Source organism: Streptomyces sp. NPDC002276 (assembly GCF_053891435.1).
Map to the genome: position 1 here is coordinate 538,121 of NZ_JBSFCQ010000001.1, position 24,167 is coordinate 562,287.

A 24,167-nucleotide genomic window follows, 5' to 3' on the forward strand; every position below is an offset into this window, starting at 1 on the left:
TGTCAGGAAGCGAGTTCGACGACGGTGGCGTTGGCGGTGCCGCCGCCCTCGCACATGGTCTGTAGGCCGTAGCGGATCCCGTGGTCCCGCATGTGGTGGAGCATGCGCGTCATCAGGACGGCACCCGACGCGCCGAGCGGATGCCCGAGCGCGATGGCGCCCCCGAGCGGGTTGAGGAGGGCCGGGTCCGCGCCGGTCTCGGCCAGCCAGGCGAGCGGGATGGGCGCGAAGGCCTCGTTGACCTCGAAGACGCCCACTTCGGAGAGTGCCACTCCGGCCTTGCGCAGCACCTTCTCGGTCGCGGGGATCGGGCCGGTCAGCATCAGGACCGGATCGGAACCGGTGACCACGCCCGCCCGGTAGCGCGCGATCGGCGTCAGCCCCAGCTCACGGGCCTTCTCCGGGGTGGTCACCAGCAGGGCCGCCGCACCGTCGGAGATCTGCGAGGAGTTGCCCGCGTGGATCACCCCGTCCTCCTGGAAGGACGGTTTCAGCTTCGCGAGAGTGGCGCCGCTGGTCCCTCGCCGTATGCCTTCGTCCATGGTCACCGCGCCCGTGTCCGTGCTGACGGCCACCGGCACGATCTGCGCGTCGAACGCCCCACCGTCCTGCGCGGCCGCCGCCCGCTCGTGCGACAGCGCGGCGAACTCGTCGAGGACACCCCGGCCCAGTCCCCACTTCCGCGCGATCAGCTCGGCCGAGACGCCCTGGTTGAAGGAGAAGTCCTCGTAACGGGCGAGGACTTGGGGACCGTACGGCATCCCGCCGGCCCGCGAGGCGCCGAGCGGCACCCGGCTCATCACCTCGACGCCGCCCGCCACCACGACGTCCTGCTGCCCGGACATGACCGTCTGGGCGGCGAAGTCCAGGGCCTGCTGGCTCGACCCGCAGGCCCGGTTCACCGTGGTCCCGGGGATGGTGTCGGGCCAGCCCGCGGCCAGTACCGCGTAGCGGCCGATGTTGCTCGACTGGTCGCCGAGCTGGCCCACACAACCCCACACCACGTCGTCCACGACCTCGGGATCCAGGCCCGTACGGTCGACGAGGGCCCGGAGGACGACGGCGGAGAGGTCGGCCGCGTGCACTCCGGCGAGACCGCCGTTCCGTTTGCCGACGGCGGTGCGGACCGCCTCCACCACCACTGCCTCACGCATCACGTCTCCTTTGTCGCTCTGGGCGCGGCTGTTCCCGGCACTGCCCAGCGCCCCGTGTAGCGAGGCGGGCGCTTCTCCACGAAGGCGGCATACGCCTCCGGGACGTCCGTCGTGGCGAAGTTCATGGCCTGCGCCCGCGCTTCAGCGGCAAGGGCCTCGCGCAGCGTGCGATCGGCGTTCTCGTTGAGGAGCGCCTTGTTCTGCGCGAGAGCCACCGGGGCCCCGGCGACCAGCCGGGCGGCCAGGTCGTCCACGAAAGCGTCGATCTTGTCGGCGTCCATGACCCAGGTCACCAGGTTCAGCGCGTGGGCCTCCTCGGCGGCGATCGTCTCGGCCAGCAGCACGAGCCGTTTCGCCTGCTGCAAACCCACGAGCTTCGGCAGCAGCCAGGAGCCGCCGCAGTCCAGGGACAGGGCGCGGCGCGCGAAGATCTGCGAGAACGTGCTCTCCGGAGTGGCCACGACGAAGTCGCAGCCCAGGGCGAGATTCCAGCCCGCGCCGACCGCCACGCCCCGCACCTTGGCGATCGTGGGGATCGGCAACTCGTGCAGCAGCAGCGTGACTTCGGTCAGCGTCCGCATCCGGTACAGGGGGTGCTCGTCGCTGACACCCTTGCGGATGTCGGCCCCGGAGCAGAACGCACCGCCCGCACCGGTGAGGACGAGGGCACGTACCGCACGGTCGCTGCCCGCGGCGGTGAGCGCCGTTCGCAGGGCGTCCCACAGGTCGGCGTCGATGGCGTTCTTGCGCTCCGGCCGGTTCAGGGTCAGTGTCCGCACACCGTCGGCGTCGCTCGTCAGAAGCACCGGCGGCCCGTTCATCGCACTGCTCCCTGCGTGCGGAGAACGGCGATCTCCTCGCCGGTGAGGCCGAGTTCGGCGAGTACGGCGTCGGTGTGCTGGCCGAGCGCGGGAATCGCGCCCATCGGCGGGTCGTACCCGGCGATGACCGGGGGCGGCAGCAGCGCCGGTACCGGACCGGACGGTGTGTCGATCTCCCGCCACCGGTTGCGCGCCTGGAGATGCGGGTGGGCGATGACGTCACTGGTCGTGTTGTAGCGGGAGTTGCCGATGCCGGCCGCGTCCGCGCGATCCTGTACGTGGGCGAGGTCGTGCCGTGCGCACCAGGCGCTGATCTCCGGCTCCAGCAGGGCGCGGTGTTCCACCCGTCCCGCGTTGCTCCGGAAGCGGGGGTCGTCCGCGAGGTCGGGACGGTCGAGCAACTCCCTTGCCAGGCGCTGCCATTCGCGGTCGTTCGTCGTCCCGAGGATCACGGTGTGACCGTCGGCGGTGCGATGGGCGCCGTACGGTGCCACGGCGGGCGAACTCAGACCGAGCGGCTGCTGCTCGACCCCGGAGTGCTGGGTGTAGGTGAGCGGATAGCCCATCAGCTCCGTCATCGTGTCGAACAGGCTCACCGCGACGGACGAGGCCGCGGGCCCCACCCCGCGCTCCCTGCCGCAGAGCAACGCGACGACCGACAGCGCCGCGTACAGGCCGCTGGACACGTCGGCCATCGGCGGGCCGGGTTTGGCCGGTGCTCCCGGATACCCGGTCACCGAGCAGGCGCCCGACTCGGCCTGCACGAGCAGGTCGTAGGCCCGCTTGTGGGAGAGGGGGCCCCCGGGGCCGTAGCCGTCGATCTCGACGGCGATCAGTTCGGGGTGACGAGTCGTCAAGTCGCCCGGGGAGATGCCCAGTTTGGCCGTGGTGCCGGGTGTGAGGTTGGAGACGAGGACGTCGGCGCGCTCCAGCAAGCGGTGCAACACGCCCATGCCGCCGGGTGATTTGAGGTCCAGGGCCACCGACTCCTTGCCCCGGTTGACCCACACGAAGTGCGCCCCGAGCCCCTTGACGACGTCGTCGTAGTGGCGGGCGAAGTCCCCGCCCTGCGGGTTCTCCACCTTGATCACGCGGGCGCCGAAGTCGCCGAGCGTGCGGGTGCACATGGGAGCGGAGATCGCCTGCTCCAACGCGACCACGGTGATTCCGGCCAGCGGCCCGGTCGTTGTCGTCATCTCTCAGCCCACATCTCTCAGCCCACGGCCGTGAAACTGGCACGGAGTTCGTCCTTCAATACCTTCTGGCTTGCGTTGCGCGGGAGTTGGTCGACGAAGCGCACATGCCGGGGGACCTTGAAGTTCGCCATGTTCTCGCGGGCCCACGCGATGACCTCGGGCTCGGTCGTCGGGTGCTCCGGGTCCGCGACCACGAAGGCGCAGCCGACCTCGCCGAGGCGCTCGTCGGGAACGCCGATCACGGCGACCTGCTGGACGCCCTCGCAGCCGAGAAGCAGCTTCTCTATCTCCGCCGGATAGGCGTTGAAGCCGCCCACGATGTACAGCTCCTTCTTACGGTCGACGATGGCGAGGTTGCCGTCGTCGTCCAGCCGGCCGATGTCCCCGGTGTGCAGCCAGCCCTCGGCGTCGATCGTCGAAGCGGTGGCGCCGGGGTCGTCCCAGTAGCCGCGGGTGACGTTGAAGCCGCGCACGAGGATCTCGCCGTCGAGCCCGATCGGGACGTCGAGCCCGTCGCCGGCGACGATCCGGACCTGGACACCCGGAATGGCGCTCCCCGTGGTGCGAGCGACGGTCTCCTCCGAGTCCCCGACCCGGGTCGTCGTCACCAGCGCGGTGGACTCGGTGAGGCCGTAGGCACTCATCACGATGTCGAACGACAACTCCGTCTTCATGGCGCGGATCAGCGATTCCGGGATCGTCGTACCGCCCGTCATGGAGACTCGCAGCGAGGTCAGGTCGTGGGTGCCACGGGCCGGGTGGTTGACCAGGTCGTGGAAGATCGTCGGCGGGCCGAGGAGGATGCTCACCCGCTCCCGGGCGATGAGGTCCAGTGCCCGCCCGGCGTCGAAGACGGCCATGGGAATGACGGTCACCCCGTGCATCAGGGAGGCCAGCCACCCCGCCTTGTAGCCGAAGCAGTGGAAGAACGGCGGGATCACCAGGAAGGTGTCGGACTCCCGGAACGTGTACTCCTCGGCCATCCACCCGTACGCGCGCAGGGACTGGCCGTGCGTGAGCATCACGCCCTTGGGGTGGCCCGTCGTGCCGGACGTGAACATCACGTCGGACACGTCGTCCGGCGTCAACCGGTCGATCGACTCATGGACGGAGGAGGCCGAAACGCCCTCGCCCGCACCGAGAAAGTCCTTCCACGCCAGCTCGGCCGCCCCCAGCGGACCGAGAACCGACACCGTCTTGTGCAGGGCCGACAGTTCCGGATCGGCCTTCCGCAGCTCGCCGATGTAGTCGTTGCCCAGGAAGGGCGAGGCGAACACGGCAGCCGCCTCCGACTTCCGCAGGATGTACGAGATCTCCCGCGCCTTGAACCGTGTGTTGAGCGGTACGAGTACGCCCCCGGCGCCGTGGATGCCCAGCGCGGCGAAGATCCACTCCGCCGAGTTGGGGGCGCACAGCCCGACCCGGTCCCCGGGCTTGATGCCCAGCGCGATGGTGGCGCGGACCGCGTCGACCATCTGGTCCTTCAGCTCCCGGAACGTCCAGCGGCGGTCGCCGTCGATGAGTGCCGTGGCGTCTCCGAAACGTTCGGCGGCCAGCCTGATGACGTGGGGGATGCTCAGGAATTCGTCGTCGTAGCGCATCAGTTGGCTCCAGGGCTAGCCGTTCGAGGGGAGATGCAGGATCCGCTTGGCGATGATGTTCCGCTGGATCTGGGAGGTGCCGCCGTAGACGGAGGCCGCACGGGAGTAGAGGTAGTCGCCGAACAACTCACCGCCCTCACCGGCCAGTTCGGCCGGGAACACCTCAAGTGCCGTGTCGTAGAGCCGCTGTTCGGTCCTCGTCATCAGCAGCTTGTCCACGGAGGACTCCGGGCCGGCGACCTGCCCGGCCAGCCGCTCGGCGGTACGGCGGCGGGCGTGCGCCACCAGCACCTCGTAGTCGACGACACACCGGCCGATCCGCGACAGCAGCCCGTCGGGCAGCGTGCCTTCGTGTTCGGAGGCATGGCGCCGCAGCCGCTCGACGAGCAGCCCGTACTTCGAGATGTGCCCGGTGTCGAGAGCGTTGCGCTCGTACGACACGGTCGTCATCGCCAGCGCCCAGCCGACGCCCTCGGCGCCGACGCGCTCGGACTCCTCGACGCGGACGTCGTCCAGGAACAGCTCGCAGAACTCGTCGTCGCCGTTGGCCGCGCGCAACGGCCGTACCGTCACACCGGGGCGGTCCAGGGGCAGGACGAACGCCGAGATCGACTTGTGGGCCGGTGCCGAGCGGTCGGTGCGGGCCAGCAGCAGGCACAGACCGGAGTACTGGGCGTAGCTGGTCCAGAGCTTCTGCCCGTGCACGGTGTAGTGGCCGTCGTGCCGTTCGGCGAAGGTGCTCATGCCCGCCAGGTCGGAGCCGGCTCCCGGCTCGCTGAAGCCCTGGCACCACACCTCGTCACCGGCCAACATCCTTGGCAGGAACCGCAGTCGCTGTTCCTCCGAGCCGAACTCCAGGAGCGCGTGGGCGAGATAGCCGATCCGGGGGACGCCCGGAGCCCGGCAGGCGCCGAGTTCGTCGCTGATCGCGACCTGGTGCAGCGCGGTCAGGCCCCGGCCGCCGTAACGCTCGGGGACGTCGAGGCCGACCCAGCCGCCCGAGTGCAGCAGGCGGTGCCAGCGACGGAGGAAGACCGGTACCGGTTCGCCCGGCTCCCGTTCGGGGAGCGGGTGTTGGGCCAGCCAGGCACGGAACTCGTGGCGCAGCCGGTCCAGGTCGGCCGGGTCGCCGAAGTCCAGCGGGGTGTCGGTCATCGTGGCACCTCCGGTGCGGCCAGCGCGGGGAGCAGATCGTCCGTCGTGGCGAGCAGCGTCGCGCCCAGCCGCACCTTGCGCAGATACAGGTGCGCGATGTGCTCCCAGGTCTGGGCGATACCGCCGAAGACCTGCATCCCGGCGTACACCGCCTCCAGCGCCGAGGAGTTGACCTCCGCCTTGGCGACGCGCGCAGCCGTCAGGGCCCGCTCCGGCGGTTCGTTGTCGAGACACCAGGCCGCGTAGCGCGTGACGCTGGTGCCAGCCTCCACCAGGACCGTCGCGTCGGCGAGGAGATGCTGTACGGCCTGGAAGGAGCCGATCGCGTGACCGTACTGGCGGCGGACGCGGGCGTATTGGACCGCCTGTTCCACCAACGAGCCCGCCGCGCCCACGAGTTCGGCGGTCACGATGACGAGCGCGTAGGCCTGCCAACGGAGTTGGTTCGCTGTCGTGAGACGCCCGATGACCTCCACCGGAGCATCGGACGGCACCGCACGCACCGAGCGCACGAGGTCGGTACTCGGTGCCGACGGCCCCAACTCGACCCGGGTGACCGTCCCGTCGGTGGTGACGCAGAGCGCGCTGTCGGCTCCCTCGCTGTCCCATGCGACGAGATCCGCCGACTCCGCTCCGGGGAAGCGTAGTTCGCGGGTGAGTGCGACGGTGGGCGTTCCCCGCGATGCGTCGTCGCCGAGCAGTCGGAGCAGCTCCGGAGCGAGCAGGACCGTACCGAGCAGGGACGTGGTGAGCGGGTGGCGGCCGTGTTCCTCCGCGAGCAGTGCGCACTCCTGGGCGGTCGCCGCCGGGGGAGAGGCGCGTCGTAGATCTCGCAAACCCATGTCGTCCAGGGCCTGTTGGGCCGCTGAGCGGGTCGCGGGCTTCAGCTCGTCCGCCGAGGTCACTCCGTACCGGGGCGCGAGTGAGCGCACCATGTCGCGGACGAGGACGAACTCCTCGCGCTCCACGCTCAGCGCTCCTCAGGGGGGTTCGCGCGCCGCTCGGCGCGGGCCGCGAGGTCGGTGATGATGCGGATGTGGTCGGGGTTGGTCATCGTGGCCCGCTCGGCCATCAGGGCCGCCTCCATGCCGCCGCGCGAGACCTGTTCGACGACGGCGGCCAGGGCCAGCTTCGTGGCGCGGAGGGCTTCTGCGGGCTGGGCCGCGAGCCGGTGGGCCAGGGCGAGCGCCTCGCTCATGAGGTCGTCGGGCGGGACCGTGCGGTTGGCGAGGCCGAACTCGACCGCCTTGGCCGCCGGGATGCGGTCACCCGTGAAGAGGTACTCCTTCACCCGCAGCAGGCTGGTGAGCAGCGGCCACAGGGTGACTCCGCCGTCGCCCGCCACCAGGCCGACCGACACATGCGGGTCCGCGAAGTAGGCGTCCTCCGCGATCAGTACGAGATCGCAGGCCAGGGCGAGGCTGCAACCCAGGCCCACCGCGGGGCCGTTGACGGCGGCGATCACCGGCAGCGGGAAGCGGATCATCTCGGTCTGGATGGTGCGGTCGATCCGGATGGACCGCTCCCGCAACTCCGGGTCGGTGTGGTGCCGTAGGAGATGGTCGAAGTCGCCGCCGGCGCTGAACGCCCGTCCCGCGCCCGTGAGGACGACGGCCCGGGCCTTGGTGTCGTCCGCGAGTTCGCGCCACACCTCCGACAGGCGTCGGTGCAGCTCCTCGGACACGCCGTTCAGCCGGTCGGGGCGGTTCAGGGTGACGATGCGGACGTCTCCGTCGGCGGCCACGGTCAGCACGGAACTCACCTTGCTCATACCGCGATGGTATTAAAGGTCAGACCGAAACTGTCAATGGTGTTGCACGAAGAAGAGAATCACATTCTCATCTCTGGCGGGGTCAGTTCTCGGGATCGGTCAGCTCCACGCCGTCCCGGCGGTCCACCTCGGCGGCTGCCCGGGCGAAGCCGCACACATGGCGGGTCATGCGGCGCATCGCCGCCTCGCTGTCGCGGTCCCGGATCGCCTCGGTGATCCGGGCGTGCGCGCGGGCGGTGAGCTTGCGGATGTCCGCGTCCATGAACTGCTCGATGTCGGTGGCCGCGTGGATCGACTGCGAGAGAGCGCTCATGAACCCGATGAGAAGCTCGTTCTCACCTGCCCTCGCCACGGCGTTGTGCCAGTGGATGTTCGCGCGCAGGAACCGCTGGATGTCGTCCCCCGCCGCGACCAGCTCCGCGTGCGCGTCGTCCAGCTCGGCGAGGTCGGCGTCCGTCCGGCGCCGGGCCGCCAGCGCCGCGCACGCGGGCTCGATCGCCTCCCGGGTCTCGTGCAGGTCCTCCAGGCGGATTCGCTGCCCCCGGATCACCAACCGCACGGTGTTCGCGAGCGACTCACGCCCCGGCCGGTGCACGAAGGCGCCGCCCCCGCGCCCCGGCCTGATCTCCAGGAGCCGTTCGACCTCCAGGACGCGCAGCGCCTCGCGCACCGTGGCCCGGCTCAGTCCTGTCTGCTCGACCAGTTGCCGTTCCGGCGGCAGCGCCATGCCCTCCGTGAACTCCCCGGAGAGGATCCGCTCGCGCACCTCCGCCGCCAGCACGTCCGAGGCCTTGGGAACGGTGAGCGTGTCGAAGCGCGGCCGGGGCTCACCGGCCGCGGCGCGCCCCCGGGCGGTGCGGGAAGGGTGCTCGGCGCTCTGCACAGGTTCGGGCCTCTCGTCGCAGGCCGCGCTCTTCGGCCTCTTTGGCTGAACCATTCAACACAGCACGCGCGCCCCCTGTCACATCACGGGACCGACCCTCACATCACCGTGCCCCCGTCCACCGGCAGCACCTGACCGGTGATGAAGGAGGCCGCGTCCGAGGCGAGGAACACGAAGCTGCCCGCGATCTCCGCCGGCTCCGCCCATCTGCCCAGCGGAATGCGGGCGAGCATCTGGGCCGCGAACTTCTCGTTGGTGCGGATGGTCTCCGTCATGGGTGTGGCCGCCAGCGGGGCCAGCGCGTTCACCAGCACGCGTCGGCGCGCCAGTTCACGGGCCAGGGACTTCGTCAGCCCGATGATTCCGGCCTTCGCCGCCGAGTAGTTGACCTGTCCCAGCGTGCCGACCAGGCCCGCCGACGAGGTGACGTTGATGATCCGCCCCTTCCCGTCGTCGGGCAGGAACGGCAGAGCCGCCTGCGCGCAGTGGAAGGTCCCCATCACATGGATGTCGAGGACGCGCCGGAACGCCGCCTCCTCCAGCTTGTCGAACATGGCAGGGGCGATGACCCCGGCGTTGTTCACGAGAATGTGCAGCTTTCCGTCGGCGAGCGCCGCCGCGCGTGCCACGGCCGTGTCGGCTGCGGCCCGGTCCCGTACGTCGAGGGCGGCGCTGTCCGCCGTGAGACCCGCCGCGTTGATCTTCCCGGCGACGGCCGCCGCGGCCGCCTCGTCGACATCGGTCACCAGCACCGCGGCACCCGCGCGCGCCAGCGCCTCGGCGACCGCGGAACCGATGCCGCCCCCGGCGCCGGTGACCAGCGCCGACCGGCCCGTGAGGTCGAACAGCCCTGTGCTGTCGGTCATTCAGTAGCTCCTCGGGAGTCCCAGCGTGTGCGATCCCAGGTAGTTCAGGATCATTTCCTGACTGATCGGCGCGATCCGCATGAGGCGGGCCTCGCGGAAGAAGCGGGACACGCCGTACTCCTCGGAGTAGCCCATGCCCCCGTGGGTCTGTAGGGCCCGGTCGGCGGCCGTGAACCCGGCGTCCGCGCACAGGTACTTGGCGGTGTTCGCCTCACGCCCGCAGGGCCTCCCGTTGTCGTACAGCCAGGTCGCCTTGCGCAGCACGAGTTCGGCCGCGTCGAGGCGGGCCAGGGAGTCGGCGAGGGGGAACTGGATGCCCTGGTTCATGCCGATCGGGCGGCCGAAGACGACCCGCTCCTTGGCGTACCGCACCGCCTTGTCGAGTGAGGCCCGGCCGATGCCCAGGGCCTCGGCCGCGATCAGCATGCGCTCCGGGTTGAGGCCGTCGAGGAGGTAGCGGAAGCCCTGGCCCTCCTCACCGACGCGGTCCTCGACGGGGATGCGCAGGTCGTCGATGAAGAGTTCGTTCGAGGTGACCGCGTTGCGGCCCATCTTCGGGATGGGGCGGATGTCGATCCGGTCGCGGTCGATGTCCGTCAGGAACAGGGTCATCCCGTCGGTCTTCTTGGCGACCTCGTCGGCCCTGCTGGTGCGGGTCAGGAGAAGGATCTTCTCCGATTCCATCGCCTTGGAGATCCACACCTTGCGGCCGTTCACCACGTAGTGGTCGCCGTTCCGTCGCGCGTACGTCGTGATGCTCGCGGTGTCGAGTCCCGCGCCCGGTTCGGTGACGCCGAAACAGACGTGCAGATCGCCGCTCGCGATGCGGGGCAGTGTCCGGCGCTTCAGTTCTTCGGAGCCGTGCACCACCACCGGATGCATGCCGAAGATGGACAGATGGATGGCGCTGGCCGCGTTCATGCCGCCGCCCGCCCGCGCCACCTCTTCGAGGAGCAGGCTCGCCTCGGTGATGCCGAGGCCGTGGCCGCCGTACTCCTCCGGGATGGTGATCCCGAGCCAGCCGCCGCCCGCGACGGTCTCGTAGAACTCCGTCGGGAACTCGTGCGCCTGGTCCTTCTCCATCCAGTACTGGTCGTCGAAGTCGCGCAGCAGTCCGGCGACGGACTTGCGGATCGTTTCCTGGTCCTCGGTCAGTTCGAAGTCCATGCACGGGACCCTTCTCCGGTTCCGGCTGCGAAACATATCAAAGGTCAGACCGAAGTAGTAGGGGACCGATAAGGTCCTACCGTCGAGTAATATCGCGCGGCAGGCCATCAGAGGAGGAACCGTGCCACGGTCCGAACGCTCGTCGCTGCTGCTCGCCGGACTGCTCGCGACCGCGGGGGTCGCCCACTTCGCCGCGCCGAAACAGTTCGACGCGACGATCCCGCGCGCCCTGCCGGGATCGCCCCGGACCTGGACCTACGCGAGTGGTGCCGTCGAACTGGCGCTGGCCGCCGGGATCGCCGCGCCGCGCACCCGGCGCACGGCCGCACTGGCCGCGGCGGCGTTCTTCGTGGGCGTGTTCCCCGCCAATGTGCAGATGGCGATCGACTGGCGGGACCGCCCGGCCCCGCAGAAGGCGGCGGCCCTCGGACGACTGCCCCTACAGATACCCCTTGTGCTGTGGGCCCGTAGTGTCGCCAGAAACAATGGGGAGGGATGATCATGAGCGATCGCCTGAACGTCGGCGACAAGGTCGAGGACTTCACGCTGCCGGACGAGACCGGCGCGGAACGCAGCCTCACGGAACTGCTCGCCGAGGGGCCCGTGGTGCTCTTCTTCTACCCGGCCGCCCTGTCCGCCGGCTGCACCGCGGAGGCCTGCCACTTCCGTGATCTGGCGGCCGAGTTCGCGGCCGTCGGCGCCCGGCCCGTCGGCATCAGCGGCGACACGGTCGACAAGCAGAAGGAGTTCGCCGGGAAGAACACCCTCGGCATGCCCCTCCTCTCGGACGTCGACGGGACGATCCGGGAGCGGTTCGGCGTGAAGCGCGGGTTCTCGCTCGCGCCCACCAAGCGGGCCACCTTCGTGATCGGCGAGGACCGCACGATCCTGGAGGTCGTCTCCAGCGAACTCCGTATGAACACCCACGCCGACCGCGCCCTCGCCGCACTGCGCGCCCACCGGAAGTGACACAGGCGCAGCAAATGCCGTAGCGCGGTTGATGCGATGCGTTACAGGGACCATCCTGGACGATATGGAGCAGGCCTCCGCCGCGGCGGTCATCGATGCCCGGGGCATCGTGACGGGGTGGAGCGAGGGTGCCCGGACACTGACGGGATACCCGGCCGAGGAGGCCGTGGGCCGGTCGGTGGCGGCACTCCTCGCCGAACCCCCCGCCGCCACGTCCGTGGCCGCACTGGCCGGCCCGGTGGTCCTACGACACCGGGACGGCTCCCCGCTCCCGCTCACCGTGCGGGCCTGCGCGGTGCTCGGCGCGGACGGCGCCCCGGACGGATACGTCGTCACCGCCGAAACCCCCGCACCCGGCCCCACCCTCGCCGAGCAGGCCTTCGAGCAGGCGTCGATGTCACTGTCCGTCTTCGACACCGGGCAGCGCTATCTCCGCGTCAACGACGTCGCCTGCCGCGTGATGGGAGTCCCTGAGGACGTCCTGATCGGCCGGTTCTTCCCGGAGAGCGTCGAGGACGCCGAACACAGCCGGGGCTTCCTCCACAACCTGCGCCAGGTCGTCGACACGGGCAGACCGGTCCGCTACGACAGCTGGGCGGGCGCCCCCGCCCTGAACCGGGAGCACGCCTGGAGCATCGAGATGTGGCCGCTCAGAGATCCCTCGGGTGAGCTGACGGCGGTCGCCCTCGCGGCGTTCGACAGCACCGAGCAGTACCTCGCCCGACAGCGGCTGGCCCTCCTGAACGAGGCGGCGACCTGCATCGGCACCACCCTCGACGTGGTGCGCACCGCCGAGGAACTGGTGGAACTCCTGGTGCCGCGTCACGCGGACTTCGCCAGCGTGGACCTCCTTGAGTGGGTGCTCGGCGCGGACGAACCGCAGACGGACCTCGACGGCCAGATCGTCCTGCGCCGGGTCGCCCACGGCTCCGCCACCGAAGGCACGCCCGAGGCGGCGCTGCACCTCTCCGAGGCGGACGTCTACCCGCCGTACTCGCCGCCCGCGCGTGCGCTGAGGTCGGGCCGGGCCGTCCTCAGCCAGGCGGGCGAACCCGACTTCGTCCGCTGGGTGGCGGAGCGCAACGCGCGCAGCCCCGCCGCGGCTTCGTACCGCGAGGGCGTCCACTCGATGATCGCGGTGCCGTTGCGGGCGCGCGGCACCACCCTCGGCGTCGCGGTGGGCGTCCGTATGGCGCACCCGGACGACTACGCGGAGGACGACGCCGTACTCGCCGAGGAGTTGGCCAGCAGGGCCGCCGTCTGCATCGACAACGCCCGCCGCTTCGCCCGCGAACGCAGCACCGCGCTGGCGTTGCAGCACACCCTGCTGCCCAGAGGCCTGCCCGGACAGGCCGCGGTCGAGGTGGCGCACCGCTACCGGCCCTCCGGTTCGCTCGCGGGCATCGGCGGCGACTGGTTCGACGTGATCCCGCTGTCCGGCAGCCGGGTCGCCCTCGTCGTCGGCGACGTCGTCGGACACGGCATCGCCTCCTCGGCGACCATGGGCCGCCTCTGCACGGCCGTCCGCACGCTCGCCGACGTGGACCTGCCGCCCGACGAACTCCTCACCCACCTGGACGACTTGGTCACCCACCTCGCGTCCGACGACACGGGCGACGAGGTCGCGGAACTCGGCGCGACCTGTCTCTACGCCGTCTACGACCCCGTCTCGCGCCGCCTCACCATGGCCGCCGCAGGACACCCGCCGCCCGCTCTCGTGCTGCCCGACGGGACCGCGAGCCTCGTGCCCATGACCGCGGGGCCACCGCTCGGAGTGGGCGGACTCCCTTTCGAGGCCGTCGAGTTGGAGCTGCCCGAGGGTGCCGTCGTCGCCCTGTACACGGACGGTCTGATCGAGGACCGGGACCGCGACGTCGACCACGCCACCGCCGAACTGTGCCGCGCGCTCACCGCGTCCGCCGACTCCCTGGACGCGCTGTGCGACTCGGTGCTGAAGGCCGTGATGCCGGAGGAACCGAGCGACGACGTGGCCCTGTTGCTGGCGCGCACCCGCGCCCTGGGCGGCGACCGGGTCGCCACCTGGGACATTGAACCGGACCCCGCGCGTGTGGCCGGGGCCCGGCAGGCCGCCACCGACCAACTCGCCGCCTGGGGACTGGCGGAGGAGGCCTTCGTCACCGAACTCGTCGTCAGCGAACTCGTCACCAACGCCATCCGCTACGGCCAACCGCCCATCCAGCTCCGCCTGATCCGCGACCGCGCCCTCATCTGCGAGGTCTCCGACGGCAGTTCGACCTCACCGCATCTGCGCCGCGCCCACGCCTACGACGAGGGCGGACGCGGACTGCTCCTCGTCGCCCAGCTCACCCAGCGATGGGGGAGCAGGCAGACCGGCGGCGGCAAGACGATCTGGGCGGAGCAGCCGCTGCCGCCGGACTGACGCGAGGGCCTATTCGAAGGGGCAGCCGGGGTTCGGCGCGTCCTCCGAGAACGGCGATCCGTGCGGCAGGACGTACAGCACGTCCAGGACGAGCGGAGTCTTCCCCAGGTTGCGGCCGATGTGCACGTTGCCCGCCCCGGCCGGCTCCTGGATGGTGCTGCCCTTGCGGTAGACGCCGTCGGAGGCGCAGCTGGAGTCGAAGTGGCTGAGCGTGCCCTGCTTGACGATTCCGTACAGGGGGCCGTCGTGGTAGTGCCAGCCGGTGGCCTGGCCGGGCGGAATGGTGATCTCGCGCACCGTGTAGTCGGTGTCGCCGATCGTGGTCTGGCTGATCAGCTTGGCGGTGACACCGGGCCCGGCGGGGGTCGCCTGGGCGACGGTGCCACCGGTCAGCAGGGCGGCGGTGGCCACCGCTCCGGTCATGGCGGTACGGAACGCGTTGCGCATACGAGGGCCTTCCGGTGAGATCGTGAGCCTCCGCCGTGAACATAGAGGCAGGGAAGGCGAGTTGGGGGTGGGAACACGCGACTTCCACCCCCGGATTCTCAGAATTCCTCGTGCGTTTCCGGGTCCCCGCCCAGCCGCTGCGGGGTGTGGTCGGAGAGGGCGGCCAGCTGGGCCGGGCCGAGTTCGAAGCCGAAGATGTCGAGGTTGGCGCGCTGCCGTCGCGGGTCGGCCGACTTGGGGATCGGGACCGCCCCGAGCTGGGTGTGCCAGCGCAGCACCACCTGCCCCGGCGTGACACCGAAGGCCTCCGCGACCGTCACGACGGTCGGGTCGTCGAGCAGCGCGGAACCGCGCCCGAGGGGACTCCAACTCTCGGTGAGAACGCCCTTCTTGGCGCCGAAGGCGCGCAGTTCGTCCTGCGGGAACAGCGGGTGCAACTCGATCTGGTTCACGGAGGGCAGCACACCGGTCTCCTGCTCCAGCCGCTCGATGTGACCGGGCGTGAAGTTGGAAACGCCGATCGACCGGACGAGACCCTCCTCACGGAGCTTGACCATCGCCTTCCACGAATCGACGTACTTGCCGACGCGGGGCAGCGGCCAGTGGATCAGATACAGGTCCACGTACTCCACGCCCAGCCGCGCCCGGGACTCCTCGAAGGACGCGAGGGTCTCGTCGTAGCCGTGGTGGCGGCCGGGGAGCTTCGTCGTCACGACGATCTCCTCGCGCGGCACACCACTGCGCGCGATGCCCCGGCCGACGCCGGTCTCGTTGCGGTAGTTCGTCGCCGTGTCCACCAGGCGATAGCCCATGCGCAACGCTCCGTCGACGGCCTCCTCGGCCGTCGCGTCGTCCATCGGCCAGGTGCCCAGACCGATGGCGGGGAGCTTCGTTCCGTCGTTGAGCGTGTGCGTCGGGATGCTGATCACGGTCGACCTTCCCTTGACTGTGCGGTACAGCCAGTATGGGCGACCGGGACCCCTGTCGCCTCGTGCGGTGATCGCTGTCACGATCTTCTTGAACCCGGTACGCCCTGGGTACGACCCGGTACGGACGACCGACCGAGCAGGTACGACGACGGAGCGCGCATGACGACGGACAGCGGTACGACGGACGACGCGATGCGGGTGGACGGCATGGAGGTGAAGCCGGCCGCCGGGCACATCGGGGCCGAGATCACCGGTGTCGATCTGGCCGGTGAACTCGACGACGCCGTGGTGGCCGCGATCCGGGCGGCGGTGCTGCGCTGGAAGGTCGTGTTCTTCCGGGACCAACGGCTCGATCACGCCGGGCATGTGGCATTCGCGCGACGGTTCGGAGAGCCGGTCGTGCTCGGCCGTCGCGGCAGCGCCTCACCGGCCGGCTTCCCCGAGGTCGAAACCACCGCCGACCGGCTGGAGTTGGGCGGCCGCTTCGGCATGGAGCACGAGGAGTGGCTGGAGCGCCGGCGGCACACCCTGCTGCGCGGCTGGCACTGCGACCACGGCGCCCGTGTCGACCCGCCGGCCGCGACGATCCTGCGCGCGGAGACCGTCCCGCCGTACGGCGGCGACACCACCTGGTCGAACCTGGCCGCCGCCTACGCCGGACTGTCGCAGCCGGTAAGGGAGTTCGTGGACGGACTGCGGGCCGAGCACCGGCTCGGCGTCGGCTACCAGCCGCGGCCCGGCGACGACGCGTACGTCCGCCATCTCCTGGACCACCAGGTCGCCTCGGCGCACCCGCTGGTCCGGGTACATCCCGAGACGGGGGAGCGGGTGCTGTTCGTCAACGGCTACTACCTGGAGCAGATCACCGACATCTCCCGCGCGGAGAGCGCCGCGATCCTGGAACTGCTGCTCGCGCAGGCGACCCGGCCCGAGTACACCGTCCGCTTCCGCTGGGAGCCGGGCAGCGTGGCCTTCTGGGACAACCGGGCCACCATCCACCTCGCCCCCAGCGACAACGCCCACCTCGGCTTCCCCCGGACCATGCACCGGGTGATGCTCACCGGCGACATACCGGTGGGTGTCGACGGCAAGCCGTCCGAGCCGATCGTCGGCACCGAGCCCGGCCGGTGGTGAGACCGGGGTCAGGCGGCGGGCCGCCAGCCGAGCGCCGGACCCAGCTTCGTCGCCATGTCCGTGAGGATCTGCACGTAGTCCTCGTGCTCGAAGGTGAACGGCAGCGCGAACGCCACCTCGTCGATCTCCCTGAACGCGGCGTGCGCGCCCAGGAGTTCGGCGATCTCCTCCGAGGTGCCGACGATGTCCGGCGCGAACATCAGCCGGGCCGGGCCCTGCGGTGACGTCGTACGGGGAGTGCGCTTGCGGGCGAACTCCTCGTATTTGGCGCGCTGTTCGGGCGACGCGGAGTCGGTGGGGATCACGACCAGCCCCTGGGAGACGCGGGCGGACTCCCCGTCCGGGTGGTGGGCGCGGAACGTGCGGATGTGGGAGAGCTGGATCTCCGCGAAGTCCCTTGACCCGTCCGGCCCTTCGGCCTTGACGACGCTGCTCGTGAGGAAGTTCATGCCGTGCTCGCCGGCCCACTTCGCCGAACTCGCGCTGCCGCCGCCGTACCAGAGGCGACGGCCCAGACCGGGGGAGTGCGGCTGGACCCGGTCCGAGAACACCTCGAAGCCCTCGACGCCGCTGAAGTCGGTGGCCGGCTTGCCGCGCACGAAGTCCACGAACCGCCGCACCCGCTCGTAGCTGAAGTCCTCGGCGTCGGCCGTGTCGGGGTACAGCGCCTCCCTGACCTGGTCGTAGTGCATCGGCGGGCCGACGCTGACGCCCGGGTTGATCCGGCCCCCGGAGAGGATGTCGACGGTGGCCAGGTCCTCCGCCAGCCGCAGCGGGTTCTCCCAGCCGAGCGGGGTCACCGCGGTGCCGAGTTCGATACGGCTGGTGCGCTGCGAGGCCGCCGCCATGATCGCGACGGGGGAGGAGATGCCGTACTGGAGATGGCGGTGGCGCAGCCAGGCGCTGTCGAAGCCGAGCCGTTCGCCGAGTTCGATGATCTCCAGCGTCGACTCGTGGCCCCGGCGCGGATCGGCCTCGTCGAACAGGCCGATCGTGAGGAAGCCCAGCTTCCGCAGCGGGCGTGAGGTGGGCGGCACGGGCTCCTCCGGCGGTCGTACGTCAGTTCTGTTCTGTCCTGATTGTGGCAGGTGAACGTTGCGGGCGTGTGATCAGCGCAGCGGGATGACGATCTCGTCCTCGACCGGCGGGTCGATCTCCTGGACGCGGTTGCCGGTGGCCGCGAAGCAGCGCAGCCGGACCGCCTCCGGGGTGACGTCCAGCCGCAGGAAGCACTTGAAGAACGGCGGGCTGTACGTCACCGAGCTGGGCGAGAAGAGCTGCGTGTAGATCTTGCGCACCGGGAGCCGGAAGCGGGAAGTGCGGTCGGGACGGCCGCCCGCGCCCAGCAGACTCGCGACCAGCCGGATCCGTCGGGTGATGCGGACCGGCGGGCCCGGGGTGCGGGTCGGCGGGATGCCGAGGCGCTCGCAGATCACGGCCGACGCCTCGGCCTCGGTGAGCGTGAAGAAGCGGCGCAGGTGCAGCCGACGCCCGTACAGCCTGCTGTAGAAGGCCAGGGAGTCGCCGCGCAGCGGATAGCAGCGGAAGTCCCGCTCGGCGACGCCCGCGATGTCGACGCGCGGGACGGTGTGGGTCGCGTGCATGAACGCCCCGCCGCCGCCCGAGACCACGTACTGAAGCGTGCGCCCGTCCTCCAACCGGACCGGATAGCGCTGGTAGTTGTGGATGTCGCCGCCGATCGCCGCCACGAAGTGGTGGTCCGGATCGCGGACGATGTCGTCGACCGTGCCGCCGCCCTCGATGGCACAGGGGTCGTACTTGCCGTCCACGTACAGCGGCGAGCCCGTGACGAGGATCTTCGGCGTCGGCCCCTGCGCCACCTCCCGCAGCCAGGCGCCCTGTTCGGCGTCGATCGTGCCCAACAGGCCCGTGTCGATACCGATGATCCGCACCGGTCCCGCGTCGATCGCCCAGTACGGGCCCGGCTGGACGGCCTGTTGGAGCGGGGAGGAACGCAACTCCCGTTCCTTGTCCAGGTGTTGGCCGTCGGCAGGGCGAGGGTGGTGCCACAGCAGCGAGCGCCACCAGGCCCGGCTCAGCGGGCGCGGCTTCGACTCCGGCGCGGGCAGCGCGGGCGCGTCGTCGCAGAAGACGCGCATGAAGCCGCCGAGGCCCTCGTACCAGTCGTGGTTGCCGGGTATCGCGTAGATGGGTGCCGGATAGCCCTGGTACGGGCGGAAGAACTTCGTGCCGTAGTCGTCCGCGGTGCCGACGGGATAGATGACGTCGCTGGCGATGACCGCGAAGTCCGTTCCCTGACTGACTTTCAGGAACCCTGGTACGACGGCGTATTGGGGATCGTCGCCCTCGCCAGTGTCACCGATGACCATGAACGAGAAGGTGTCCGTGTCGTCGCGCCGGATCACCTTGTCGGCGGGGGCGCCGGCGGCCGTGCGCTGCGCGACCCAGCGGCCGCGGGTGTCGCCGGTCGGGTCCCCGAACCAGGAGGCCAGCACACCGTTGCGGGCGGCCCACAGGGTCTTCGGATCGAGCCACGAGACCTTCTGGACGTGGGTCGGCATGAGTTGCTGGTACGCGCCGCGTTCCGTGGATCCCCAACCGGCGCCTTCGGCGGTATCGCGTGAAGATTCAGACACCGGCGAACCGTAACAACGAGCCATGGCGGGGCGAGCGGCGGGGGCCTGGCAACATCAACTCGACGACGCTCGACCGAAAGGCCCCCGCATGTCCGGCGAAGCCGACTTCATCGATCTGCTCCCCGACCCCGAACTCCGGTCGGACCGGCTGCTGTTGGGCATCCGCCACTTCGACGAACCCTTCCTTGTCACCGTCTCCCTTTCCCAGGGCCTGGGCTCCAGCGACCTGTGGCTGGACCGGGGCAGGGCGGGCAAGGCGCGGCTCGCGGAGTTCCGCCGGATCGGCGACCGGGTCCTGTTCGCCGTACGCAACAAGCACTTCCTCACCTCCGGCGACGAGGCCGCCGTACGGGCCGGGGACGAGTCGTTCGCGCTGTCCGTGGTGTGGAGCGGGCCCGTGCTGCGGGAGGAGAACGGGGCGGCGGTCGTCGACGCGACCGGCCTGGTCGTCGCCGACCACGACCGGGTCGCCGAGCATCTGCACGCGCACGAGCAGGGCGACCACGCGATCGACGAGTCCGCGAGCCTCCCGCTCGTCGCCGACAGCCGCACCGGCCCGCGAGCCGTCCGGCTCCCCGCGCTCCTCACCTTCCGGGGCCCCGGCCGAGGCCGGGCGGTCCAGGCCGTGGCCGCCGACCCGCGCGCGATCACCGTCGTCCAGCAGCTCATCCTGATGCGGCTGCCCGCGACCCCGCTGCCCGTCCGCCGCTACCACCCCGCCTCGGGCGGCTACGGCGTCGGCTACGCCGACCACGGCCTCGTCGGCCGGGCGGGCACCCAGGTCAAGTTCCAGCCCCGTTTCCGCGCGGAACCCGGCGGCGCCCCGATCGTCTTCCAGGTCGACCCGGCCGTCCCGGAACCCTTCCGCTCGGCGGTCGTCGAGGGCGGCAACTGGTGGCAGCGGGCCTTCGCCCGGATCGGACTCCCGGACGCCTACCGGGTCGAGCCCGGCGGCGCCGACTTCGACCCCTACGACCCCGACGTCAACGGCGTGGTCTGGGTGCACCGGGCCGGCCGCGGCTGGTCCCTCGGACAGGGGCTGACCGACCCGCGCACCGGCGAGATCCTGCACGCCCGGGTACGGCTCGGCTCCCAGCGCGTCGAACAGGTCCGCGCGCTCGGCGAGGCCCTCCTCGCCCCCTACGGCCACCCGGACCAGGCCGAACGGCTCGCCGCCGTCGAGGAGTTGGTGCTCGCCCGACTGCGTCAACTGGCCGCGCACGAGATCGGCCACGCGCTCGGCTTCATGCACAACTTCGCCGGTACGGGCCACCCCGAACCGTCCGTCATGGACTACCCGCACGCCCGCATCCGCGTCACCGAGGACGGCGAACTCGACCTCTCCGCCGCGTACGGCACCGAACTCGGGCCGTGGGACCACTACTTGGTCGCGCACGCCTACGGACGGTTCGGCGAAGGCGAAGGTGAGGGTGACGAGGACACCGCCCTCGCGGCACTGCGCCGCGAAGCCGCCGAGGCCGGTCTGACCTACGTCTCCGACGAGGACGCGCAGGGCCCGCACGCGGCGCACGCCGACGCCGTGCCCTGGGTCGGCGGAGGGGACGCCCTCCAGTCGCTGGAGACCATGCTGCGGGTCCGCCGTATCGCCCTGGCCGGATTCTCCCGCGGAGTGCTGCCGCCCGCCCGGCAGACCGGCGAACTGGAGGAACGCGCCGCGCTGTTGCACCTCCTGCACCGGCACGAGGTGGCGGCCGCGGCCCGGCTGGTGGGCGGGGTGCGCTACACGTACGGCCTCGCGGGCGAGGCGGGCCGGGGCGCGGAAGCCGTCGACGCGGCCACTCAGCACACGGCGCTGACCCGACTCGCCGAACTCCTGCGCGCCGAACAACTCGCCCTGCCGCACGCGGTGTTGGACGCGCTCACCCCGCCCGCGATCCGCTACGGCCGGACGGAGCAGTACCTCGACACGGGCGCCGGACGGATCTTCGACCCCTTCGAAGCCGTACGGACCGCGACCGCCCTGGTGACCCAGCAGTTGCTGGACCCGGCCCGGCTCAACCGGGTGGCCTGGCAGCACGCGGCCGACCCCGCCGTACCCGGAGTCGCCGACGTCGTCGACGCGCTCCTCGCCGCGACCTGGCGCCGTGGCGACCCGGTGCCCGGCGAGCTGCCCGGCGGAGCCGCCGTGCAGCACGCGGCGGACTGGACCCTCCTGAACCAGCTGCTGACCCTGCTCGACGACACCGCGCTGCACACTCCGGTGCGCATGTCGTTGCGCGCTGCCGTGCGGCGGCTGGCGACGGAGCTGCGCTGCCAGGGTGACGAACAGGCCCGTGAGGCAGGGGAGTTGATGCGCGTGTTCCTCGCCGAGCCCGGCTCGGTGCGGCTCGATCCGCTGCCCCGGGTGCCGCCGGGCGCGCCCAACTGACTCTGTTGTCTATCGGTGTCTGCGGCGGCCGGTGGTCGCACTCGGGGTGAAGGCCGAATCAGGTTGCCGTGCCGGGGTCTTGTCGGCGGTCTTCGGGGCGATGGGGTGCCGGGCGAAGGAACGGTCCCAGTTGCCCTCGCCCATCACCAGCAGCGGGTCGAACATCACGACGACCCCGGCCAGCAGCAGAAAGATGATCGGCCCCAGCAGCATGGGCAGCAGCAGCGAGGTGGCCGAGTCGCTCGTCCAGGCCCCGCCGGTGCCGTGCAGATGGACGCTCACGGCGGCCATCGCCGTGTAGTGCATCCCGGACACCGCCACGCCCATCACCAGGCTTGCGCCCAGACTCGCCAGGAAGCCCCGGATGGAGACGGCCGCCCACAGCGCCGCCGTCGCCGCGCCGATCGCGATCGCGATGGAGAGCGCGACCGTGCTGGTCCGGTACTCGATGGTGCCGTTCAGCTTGAGTGCGGCCATGCCCAGATAGTGCATCGCGGCGACCCCGAGGCCGGTGATGACGCCCGCCGCGGAGAGTGTGCCGGTGGTGGCGCCGCGATATCCCACGGCGAACACCCCGACGGCGACCATGACGATCGCCACGGCCAGACTCAGCACCGTGAGGCCGATGTCGTAGCCGATGCGGGTCTCCTCGACCTGGAAGCCGATCATCGCGATGAAATGCATCGTCCAGATGCCGCTGCCGATCGAGGTCGCGCCCAGTGCGAGCCAACCCGCCTTCCAGGAATGTTCGTTGTGCAGGGACCGCACCACGCAGCGCAGTCCCAGAGCACCTCCCAGGCAGGCCATCAGATAGGCCGCCACCGGAGTCACCGCACCGTAGCGGAACCCGTCGATCGTGCCTTGCATGAGCCAACTCCCCCCAGAGTCCTGGCCTCTTGTGGGGGGAGTATCTATGAATCGGGGCCGCGCCGCGCACCGCTTTCACATCTGTACTTGACGAAGTCTCCACTTTCAGGGATCACTTGAGGCGCATCGAGGGCGATACGCGGACAGATGCGGTCAGCCGGTCAGGGCTGTTGGGGCTTCTCGCGGTCGATGAAGTCCTTGGCCTTGTCCTGCGCCATGTCGACCTGCTTGGCGTGCTTGCCGCCGGTGCGCTCGTCGACCATGTCGCCCGCCTTGTCCACGGCCTGCTTGGCCTTGTCGGGGTTCTGGCCGAGCATTCCCTTGACCTTGTCCATGAACGACATGGCTGTCCTCCTTCGGACGTGCGTTGGCCCCTTCAGCATCCCCCGCGTTCACCAAAGCCGCATTTCGGTGCCGAGCGGAGCCCGCCGACCCCGGCCTCACGCGGGCACGAGCGGTTCGTGTTCGTCGGTGGCGCGGGCCTCACGGGTGCGGGACACGGCGAGCGCGAGTGCCTGGAGGACCGCTCCGGTCAGGCCCACGGACAGGGCGAACCGGTAGCCGACGTGGTCGGCGAGGAGCCCGCCCAGGGGTGCCCCGATCGCCACCATTCCCCAGTTGAACGAGCGGATCGTGGCGTTCATCCGGCCCCGCAGCCGGTCGGGCGTGACCGCCTGGCGGTAGCTCATCTCCACCGGGCTTTCGAGGGAGATCGCGGCGGACACCACGAAGAAGGCCGCCGACACGGAGACCAGTGCCCACGGCCCGCGGTGGGCGAGGACCAGCGGCAGCCAGCCGACGGCGGCGACGAGCCGGCCCGCGATCAGCGTGGCACCGACGTCGAACCTCTTCGCCGCCCGTCCCGAGAACGCGCCGCCGAGCACTCCGCCGAGCCCCGCGCAGGCGTAGGTCACCCCGAGGCCGAAGTCCCCGATCCTCAGGTCCCGCAGCGCGAAGACGACGAAGACCGTACTGACCACGGTGTTGAAGAGGAGCATCAGGTGCGAGGTCAGCGCGATGGAGGCCAGGGTCCGGTGCCGGTAGACCCAGGCCACCCCCTCTCGTAGTTCGCCGAGGAGACTGCGCCGCGCCTCCCGGTCGGGCAGCGGATCGTGGGCGCGCACCGAGGCGAGCAGCAGACCGGAGGCCAGATAGCTGGCCGCGTCCACGAGCACGGCGAGCGGTGCGCCCACCAGTTTGATCAGTACGCCGGCGATCAGCGGTCCGGTCGATCCGGCCACCGCGTCGGCCTGTCCCACCCGGGCGTAGCCCGCGTTGAGGAGTTCTCGGGGGACCAGCCGCGGCACGTAGGAGTGGTTGGCCGCGTCGAAGAAGAGACAGAGCACCCCAAAGGCGAAGACGCACGCGCACAGGGTGGCGATGTCGAGCCGGTCCAGCGCGTACAGCAGCGGAATCGCGCCGAGCAGAGCGGCCCGGCCGAGATCCATGGCCACCATCACCGGCTTGCGCCGGCAGCGGTCCACCAGGACCCCGGCCACGAGGCCGAAGAGCAGGTAGGGCGCCCAGCGGGCCGCGTTGACCAGACCCACCTCGGTGGCGGACGCGCTCAGCGTGACGGCGGTGAGGATCTGGAGGGCGAGCCCCGACACCTGGGAGCCGAACGCCGAGACCGCGGAGGCGGTCCAGAAACGTGCGTACCCGGGAACATCCACCAGACGCGGCATGATCGGACCGTACCCGGCGAGAAACCCCCGTCACCTTCGGGGATCGCAAGTGGCTTGTCCGCGACGTGAGTTGGGCCGGGTGACAGAGGGAAAACCCTTGAGTGCCCCAGCCCT

General features: G+C 70.7%; 22 protein-coding genes. 5 read left to right on the top strand and 17 right to left on the bottom strand.

What is annotated here, in order from left to right; genetic code table 11:
- Positions 1–2 precede the first annotated feature (2 nt).
- The 10 genes from ACWIHT_RS02560 to ACWIHT_RS02605 all read right to left on the bottom strand — a co-directional run bounded on the left by ACWIHT_RS02560 (position 3) and on the right by ACWIHT_RS02605 (position 10,614).
- On the bottom strand, positions 3–1,154 hold the full coding sequence (locus ACWIHT_RS02560) for a thiolase family protein (RefSeq protein ID WP_456163582.1): 1,152 nt from the start codon (positions 1,152–1,154) through the stop codon (positions 3–5).
- Positions 1,154–1,975, bottom strand: coding sequence for an enoyl-CoA hydratase/isomerase family protein (locus tag ACWIHT_RS02565; protein ID WP_456163584.1), 822 nt, complete (start codon positions 1,973–1,975; stop codon positions 1,154–1,156). The genes ACWIHT_RS02560 and ACWIHT_RS02565 overlap by 1 nt, the downstream gene beginning before the upstream one ends.
- On the bottom strand, positions 1,972–3,171 hold the full coding sequence (locus tag ACWIHT_RS02570) for a CaiB/BaiF CoA transferase family protein (RefSeq protein ID WP_456163586.1): 1,200 nt from the start codon (positions 3,169–3,171) through the stop codon (positions 1,972–1,974). Before ACWIHT_RS02570 ends, ACWIHT_RS02565 begins: the two co-directional genes overlap by 4 nt.
- 17 nt (positions 3,172–3,188) lie before the next feature.
- A complete protein-coding gene (locus ACWIHT_RS02575) occupies positions 3,189–4,772 on the bottom strand; it encodes a FadD3 family acyl-CoA ligase (RefSeq protein ID WP_456163588.1) in 1,584 nt (527 codons plus the stop codon).
- A gap of 15 nt (positions 4,773–4,787) precedes the next feature.
- Positions 4,788–5,927 carry an acyl-CoA dehydrogenase family protein gene (locus ACWIHT_RS02580; RefSeq protein ID WP_456163590.1) on the bottom strand — a complete coding sequence of 380 codons (1,140 nt, stop codon included), beginning with the start codon at positions 5,925–5,927 and terminating at the stop codon, positions 4,788–4,790.
- Positions 5,924–6,895 carry an acyl-CoA dehydrogenase family protein gene (locus tag ACWIHT_RS02585; protein ID WP_456163592.1) on the bottom strand — a complete coding sequence of 324 codons (972 nt, stop codon included), beginning with the start codon at positions 6,893–6,895 and terminating at the stop codon, positions 5,924–5,926. Before ACWIHT_RS02585 ends, ACWIHT_RS02580 begins: the two co-directional genes overlap by 4 nt.
- Before the next feature lie 2 nt (positions 6,896–6,897).
- The gene (locus tag ACWIHT_RS02590) at positions 6,898–7,698 is read right to left on the bottom strand and encodes an enoyl-CoA hydratase/isomerase family protein (RefSeq protein ID WP_456163594.1); all 801 of its coding nucleotides are present in this window, start codon (positions 7,696–7,698) and stop codon (positions 6,898–6,900) included.
- An 82-nt stretch (positions 7,699–7,780) separates the two neighbouring features.
- Positions 7,781–8,635 (bottom strand): FadR/GntR family transcriptional regulator, encoded by an 855-nt coding sequence (locus ACWIHT_RS02595; protein ID WP_456163596.1) that lies wholly within the window; start codon positions 8,633–8,635, stop codon positions 7,781–7,783.
- Positions 8,636–8,679: 44 nt separating this feature from the next.
- Entirely contained in the window at positions 8,680–9,447 is a 768-nt protein-coding gene (locus tag ACWIHT_RS02600; protein WP_456163598.1) for an SDR family NAD(P)-dependent oxidoreductase, read from the bottom strand.
- Positions 9,448–10,614 carry an acyl-CoA dehydrogenase family protein gene (locus tag ACWIHT_RS02605; RefSeq protein ID WP_456163600.1) on the bottom strand — a complete coding sequence of 389 codons (1,167 nt, stop codon included), beginning with the start codon at positions 10,612–10,614 and terminating at the stop codon, positions 9,448–9,450.
- 121 nt (positions 10,615–10,735) lie between these two features.
- Here ACWIHT_RS02605 and ACWIHT_RS02610 point away from each other — a divergent pair, with 121 nt between their 5' ends.
- The 3 genes from ACWIHT_RS02610 (at position 10,736) to ACWIHT_RS02620 (ending at position 13,984) form a co-directional block, all read left to right on the top strand.
- Positions 10,736–11,113, top strand: a complete 378-nt coding sequence (locus tag ACWIHT_RS02610) for a DoxX family protein (protein WP_456163602.1) — start codon at positions 10,736–10,738, stop codon at positions 11,111–11,113.
- A 2-nt stretch (positions 11,114–11,115) separates the two neighbouring features.
- On the top strand, positions 11,116–11,583 hold the full coding sequence (locus ACWIHT_RS02615; RefSeq protein ID WP_400965962.1) for a peroxiredoxin: 468 nt from the start codon (positions 11,116–11,118) through the stop codon (positions 11,581–11,583).
- A gap of 64 nt (positions 11,584–11,647) precedes the next feature.
- The gene (locus ACWIHT_RS02620) at positions 11,648–13,984 is read left to right on the top strand and encodes a SpoIIE family protein phosphatase (protein WP_456163604.1); all 2,337 of its coding nucleotides are present in this window, start codon (positions 11,648–11,650) and stop codon (positions 13,982–13,984) included.
- 9 nt (positions 13,985–13,993) lie between these two features.
- Here the strand turns inward: ACWIHT_RS02620 and ACWIHT_RS02625 are convergent, their stop codons facing one another.
- The gene (locus ACWIHT_RS02625; protein WP_456163606.1) at positions 13,994–14,431 is read right to left on the bottom strand and encodes a cupin domain-containing protein; all 438 of its coding nucleotides are present in this window, start codon (positions 14,429–14,431) and stop codon (positions 13,994–13,996) included.
- Between the two features lie 98 nt (positions 14,432–14,529).
- Entirely contained in the window at positions 14,530–15,360 is an 831-nt protein-coding gene (locus ACWIHT_RS02630; RefSeq protein ID WP_456163608.1) for an aldo/keto reductase, read from the bottom strand.
- Positions 15,361–15,519: 159 nt separating this feature from the next.
- Here ACWIHT_RS02630 and ACWIHT_RS02635 point away from each other — a divergent pair, with 159 nt between their 5' ends.
- Positions 15,520–16,494, top strand: coding sequence for a TauD/TfdA dioxygenase family protein (locus tag ACWIHT_RS02635; RefSeq protein ID WP_456163610.1), 975 nt, complete (start codon positions 15,520–15,522; stop codon positions 16,492–16,494).
- An 8-nt stretch (positions 16,495–16,502) separates the two neighbouring features.
- Here the strand turns inward: ACWIHT_RS02635 and ACWIHT_RS02640 are convergent, their stop codons facing one another.
- A complete protein-coding gene (locus tag ACWIHT_RS02640; protein WP_456163612.1) occupies positions 16,503–17,531 on the bottom strand; it encodes an LLM class flavin-dependent oxidoreductase in 1,029 nt (342 codons plus the stop codon).
- 72 nt (positions 17,532–17,603) lie between these two features.
- The gene (locus tag ACWIHT_RS02645) at positions 17,604–19,112 is read right to left on the bottom strand and encodes a metallophosphoesterase family protein (protein ID WP_456163614.1); all 1,509 of its coding nucleotides are present in this window, start codon (positions 19,110–19,112) and stop codon (positions 17,604–17,606) included.
- An 88-nt stretch (positions 19,113–19,200) separates the two neighbouring features.
- On the opposite strand from ACWIHT_RS02645, the gene ACWIHT_RS02650 reads away from it, so the two are divergent.
- Positions 19,201–21,501: a zinc-dependent metalloprotease gene (locus ACWIHT_RS02650; protein ID WP_456163616.1), complete on the top strand. Its 2,301-nt coding sequence runs from the start codon at positions 19,201–19,203 to the stop codon at positions 21,499–21,501.
- Between the two features lie 9 nt (positions 21,502–21,510).
- On the opposite strand, the gene ACWIHT_RS02655 is transcribed toward ACWIHT_RS02650, so the two are convergent.
- The 3 genes from ACWIHT_RS02655 to ACWIHT_RS02665 all read right to left on the bottom strand — a co-directional run bounded on the left by ACWIHT_RS02655 (position 21,511) and on the right by ACWIHT_RS02665 (position 24,053).
- Entirely contained in the window at positions 21,511–22,368 is an 858-nt protein-coding gene (locus tag ACWIHT_RS02655; RefSeq protein WP_456163618.1) for an MHYT domain-containing protein, read from the bottom strand.
- Between the two features lie 161 nt (positions 22,369–22,529).
- A complete protein-coding gene (locus tag ACWIHT_RS02660; protein WP_200711258.1) occupies positions 22,530–22,712 on the bottom strand; it encodes an antitoxin in 183 nt (60 codons plus the stop codon).
- A 96-nt stretch (positions 22,713–22,808) separates the two neighbouring features.
- A complete protein-coding gene (locus ACWIHT_RS02665; RefSeq protein ID WP_456163621.1) occupies positions 22,809–24,053 on the bottom strand; it encodes an MFS transporter in 1,245 nt (414 codons plus the stop codon).
- Between the last annotated feature and the right edge of the window lie 114 nt (positions 24,054–24,167).

Bases quoted from the DNA above. Each gene is read 5' to 3' on its own strand.
- ACWIHT_RS02560 (WP_456163582.1), bottom strand. From the start codon at position 1,154: ATGCGTGAGGCAGTGGTGGTGGAGGCGGTCCGCACCGCCGTCGGCAAA.
- ACWIHT_RS02565 (WP_456163584.1), bottom strand. From the start codon at position 1,975: ATGAACGGGCCGCCGGTGCTTCTGACGAGCGACGCCGACGGTGTGCGG.
- ACWIHT_RS02570 (WP_456163586.1), bottom strand. From the start codon at position 3,171: ATGACGACAACGACCGGGCCGCTGGCCGGAATCACCGTGGTCGCGTTG.
- ACWIHT_RS02575 (WP_456163588.1), bottom strand. From the start codon at position 4,772: ATGCGCTACGACGACGAATTCCTGAGCATCCCCCACGTCATCAGGCTG.
- ACWIHT_RS02580 (WP_456163590.1), bottom strand. From the start codon at position 5,927: ATGACCGACACCCCGCTGGACTTCGGCGACCCGGCCGACCTGGACCGG.
- ACWIHT_RS02590 (WP_456163594.1), bottom strand. From the start codon at position 7,698: ATGAGCAAGGTGAGTTCCGTGCTGACCGTGGCCGCCGACGGAGACGTC.
- ACWIHT_RS02595 (WP_456163596.1), bottom strand. From the start codon at position 8,635: ATGGTTCAGCCAAAGAGGCCGAAGAGCGCGGCCTGCGACGAGAGGCCC.
- ACWIHT_RS02600 (WP_456163598.1), bottom strand. From the start codon at position 9,447: ATGACCGACAGCACAGGGCTGTTCGACCTCACGGGCCGGTCGGCGCTG.
- ACWIHT_RS02605 (WP_456163600.1), bottom strand. From the start codon at position 10,614: ATGGACTTCGAACTGACCGAGGACCAGGAAACGATCCGCAAGTCCGTC.
- ACWIHT_RS02615 (WP_400965962.1), top strand. From the start codon at position 11,116: ATGAGCGATCGCCTGAACGTCGGCGACAAGGTCGAGGACTTCACGCTG.
- ACWIHT_RS02620 (WP_456163604.1), top strand. From the start codon at position 11,648: ATGGAGCAGGCCTCCGCCGCGGCGGTCATCGATGCCCGGGGCATCGTG.
- ACWIHT_RS02625 (WP_456163606.1), bottom strand. From the start codon at position 14,431: ATGCGCAACGCGTTCCGTACCGCCATGACCGGAGCGGTGGCCACCGCC.
- ACWIHT_RS02635 (WP_456163610.1), top strand. From the start codon at position 15,520: ATGACGACGGACAGCGGTACGACGGACGACGCGATGCGGGTGGACGGC.
- ACWIHT_RS02650 (WP_456163616.1), top strand. From the start codon at position 19,201: ATGTCCGGCGAAGCCGACTTCATCGATCTGCTCCCCGACCCCGAACTC.
- ACWIHT_RS02655 (WP_456163618.1), bottom strand. From the start codon at position 22,368: ATGCAAGGCACGATCGACGGGTTCCGCTACGGTGCGGTGACTCCGGTG.
- ACWIHT_RS02660 (WP_200711258.1), bottom strand. From the start codon at position 22,712: ATGTCGTTCATGGACAAGGTCAAGGGAATGCTCGGCCAGAACCCCGAC.
- ACWIHT_RS02665 (WP_456163621.1), bottom strand. From the start codon at position 24,053: ATGCCGCGTCTGGTGGATGTTCCCGGGTACGCACGTTTCTGGACCGCC.